This window comes from Algoriphagus lacus (assembly GCF_003583985.1).
Taxonomy (GTDB): domain Bacteria; phylum Bacteroidota; class Bacteroidia; order Cytophagales; family Cyclobacteriaceae; genus Algoriphagus; species Algoriphagus lacus.
Genome location: NZ_QXML01000027.1, coordinates 1 through 2361 on the forward strand (window position 1 = coordinate 1; position 2361 = coordinate 2361).

The following is a 2361-nucleotide window of genomic DNA, read 5'->3' on the forward strand; positions in this document are numbered from 1 at the left end:
ATGGAGATTTTAATGCGTTGGGGTATTCTTGGTTGGACATTCGTCGTTTTTTCTTTGTTATGTTTTTTTAGAGCTTTTAAAATTTTTAAAGTTGTTTCTGTGGATCCTAACCTGTTGGAATTTTTATTGATTTGCCTTTTTCTTTTTTCATATTTACAATCCTTAACAAGTCTTTCATTAGAAATGAATCGATTTTTGTGGTTAGGTTTTGGTTATCTTTTTGGATATAAAAAATAAATCACATATTTAATAGTAAAGATATTTAATTTAAGATCAGTAATCTGTTTAAAGATGTTATCTCCTGTCGTCCTTTTTGTTTACAATAGACCATTTCATACTTTAAAGACACTTGAAGCTCTTGAGAAGAATTACCTAGCTGATCAATCTATTTTATTCATTTATTCTGATGGTTACCCTGATAATTCGGACGATAATTTAGTATCAAATGTTGAACAGGTAAGAGATATAATAAGAAGAAAAAAATGGTGTAAAGAAGTCATTATTTTTGAATCTAATTTCAATAAAGGTTTAGCAAATTCCATTATTTCAGGAGTTACATTTGTTATTAAAAAATTTGGAAAAATTATTGTTTTAGAAGATGACTTAATCGTATCAAGAAATTTTCTTACTTTTATGAATTTTTCTTTAGATTTTTATCAATCTAATTACCAGGTAATGCAAATTTCTGGTTTTAGTTTTCCTTCACCAAAAATTGACAAATTAAATGGTTGTTTTTTTCTTCCTATCACCTCAACTTGGGGTTGGGCTACTTGGTTTAGAGTATGGAATAATATAGATTTTGATAATCCAAACAATCAAAATCTATATTATTCCATACTCTAAACCAAGTAGCCCAACCCCANTTCCAGGATTTTGACGACCCTGCCTAATCTTCCCTGAGCATCCATTCCTTCGAGGATTATCAAATCCTGGATAATGATCCTGAATTGTCCTTTCAATTTAATTTTTTTGGAAGTTACAATTATAAAAAGATGTTTTTTCAGCAAATGGAATCCAATAAAATTAGTTCTTGGGGAATTAGATTTTATTGGAATGTTTTTAAACTTGATGGACTTGTTTTATTTCCTGATAGAAGTTTGGTTAAAAACATTGGTTGGGATAGTAGTGGAAAACACAAAGATAGTTATGTTGTTTTTCCTATGGACGACTGGGATGATGATTATTTAATTTCTACTTTTCCTAAAGATATTAGTGTTAATAAAACTACTCAAAAGGTTATAATTAAATATATAAAAGAAAGAACATCTTTTTTTTATAAATTATTAAATAAGGTTAATTTCTTTTTAAGAAAAGGTTTATAATTACTATATGAATTTTGTTTATTGGGTTATTTATATTTTGAAGGGAATACTTAGGAAAATCTCTCATTTTTTTACGGATCTTTCATGTAAAAACGATGTTACTTTTGGGATGGGAACTAAGTTTACAAGGACTGCTAAAGTTGAAAATATATCTAAAAATAAAAAAAATATAAATATTGGAAATTTTTCAAGAATTGAAGGAAGATTGGTTGTTTTCAAATATGGTGGTAGAATTGATATGGGTGATTTTGTTTACATTGGAACTGGTTCAAATATTTGGTCAGGTGAATCTGTTTTCATAGGTAACAACGTATTGATTTCTCATAATGTTAATATTATAGATACCAACTCTCATGAAATTGATCATTACGAAAGAGAGATTCGTTATAAAAGTCTTTTGAATTATGGACATCCTATAGATAAGTCTAGTATAATTACAGGTCCTATTGTAATTGAAGATAATGTGTGGATTAGTTTTGGTGCTTCTATTCTTAAAAATGTTACCATAGGAAAGGGTTCTATTGTAGCTGCTTGTTCTGTTGTTACTAAGGATGTTCCTTCCTTTTGTCTTGTTGCTGGTAATCCTGCCAAAGTTGTTAAAAAATTGAATTAATGAAGTATTTAATTATAGGATCAAAAGGGTTTATCGGGAAAAATCTCTTTGAATATTTTCAAAATTCTCACGATATAATTGTTTGGGGAGCTGATATTATTTTTGATTTAGAAAACTTATCTAATTATTTTTTTCTAGACTCGTTGAATCCCGATTATAATTTGTTATTCAATTTTGAAACCTTTGATGTTTGTATTAATTGTTCAGGGGCGGCAAATGTCGGTGATTCTCTGATTAATCCTTTAAGAGATTTTCAACTTAACACTTTGAATGTTTTTAAAATTTTGGACGCCATTCGAACTTTTCAACCTACATGTAAATTTATAAATCTCTCTAGTGCGGCTGTATATGGAAACCCTGTTATTCTACCAATATCTGAATCTGCATTAACTTTACCTTTGTCTCCTTATGGTTTTCATAAAATGC

At 28.5% G+C, this 2361-nt stretch carries 5 protein-coding genes; all 5 read left to right on the forward strand.

What is annotated here, in order from left to right:
* The coding region (locus D0X99_RS20645; RefSeq protein ID WP_119479682.1) for a hypothetical protein at window positions 1-237 on the forward strand (237 nt) is incomplete at its 5' end.
* A 54-nt stretch (window positions 238-291) separates the two neighbouring features.
* Window positions 292-843 (forward strand): hypothetical protein, encoded by a 552-nt coding sequence (locus D0X99_RS20205; RefSeq protein WP_119479683.1) that lies wholly within the window; start codon window positions 292-294, stop codon window positions 841-843.
* Window positions 844-992: 149 nt separating this feature from the next.
* Window positions 993-1322 (forward strand): hypothetical protein, encoded by a 330-nt coding sequence (locus D0X99_RS20210; protein ID WP_119479684.1) that lies wholly within the window; start codon window positions 993-995, stop codon window positions 1320-1322.
* 37 nt (window positions 1323-1359) lie between these two features.
* A complete protein-coding gene (locus D0X99_RS20215; RefSeq protein WP_158587746.1) occupies window positions 1360-1935 on the forward strand; it encodes an acyltransferase in 576 nt (191 codons plus the stop codon).
* Window positions 1935-2361, forward strand: a 427-nt coding sequence (locus tag D0X99_RS20220) for an SDR family oxidoreductase (RefSeq protein ID WP_147392294.1), incomplete at its 3' end; no start/stop codon positions are given. The genes D0X99_RS20215 and D0X99_RS20220, both read left to right, overlap by 1 nt.